The following is a 604-nucleotide window of genomic DNA, read 5'->3' on the forward strand; positions in this document are numbered from 1 at the left end:
CGACGGCGAGTAGCCTGCGCCGGGTGAACGCCGTCAGGTAGGTCAGGACGTCGGCCCGGGCGGCGACCGTTCGGACGAGCGACCACCCGCCGGGCAACCGGGACCAGGCGACCTCGTGCCCGTGGCTCGACGACACCACCCGGGAGATCCCGGCCGTTCGCAGCGTCGGGGCGAGCAGGCCGAGCGGCGCCGCGGTGGGAAACCAGGCCGCCTCGCAGTGCTCGGACCGCACGACCGATCGCAGTAGGCGCCGGGATCCGGGGGAGGTTAGGATCCTCTCGTCCATGCGGATCACCGGGAAGGGCAGCGTCCGGTCGAAGGCGGCGGCGCTGGGGGCTGCCGGCGCCACGACCACCAGCCGGTCAGCCGGAAGCCCGGCCGCGAGATGGCAGGCGAACGTCTGGATGCCGCCGAGCACCGGGGGGAACTTGTCGGCGACCACCAGCATGCTCGGCACGTCGACCGGGCCGGTACCGGCCCCGGCAGGACCGGCCCCGGCGGGATCGGTACCCGAGGCCGGTCCGCTCCTCGCAGGGCGGATCGGCGCGTTCGGATCATCGGTGGGGCCGGGCGGGAGGGGAAGTTCCAGGGCCGCGCAGAGATT

The 604-nt window shown here is 74.3% G+C and carries 1 protein-coding gene; it reads right to left on the reverse strand.

Annotated features, from left to right (window positions below; translation table 11 throughout):
• Nucleotides 1-448, reverse strand: a 448-nt coding sequence (locus AC08ON_RS18165) for a glycosyltransferase (protein ID WP_476617444.1), incomplete at its 3' end; no start/stop codon positions are given.
• Between the last annotated feature and the right edge of the window lie 156 nt (nt 449-604).

The sequence above is a fragment of the Frankia sp. CoWAU3 genome (assembly GCF_977971855.1).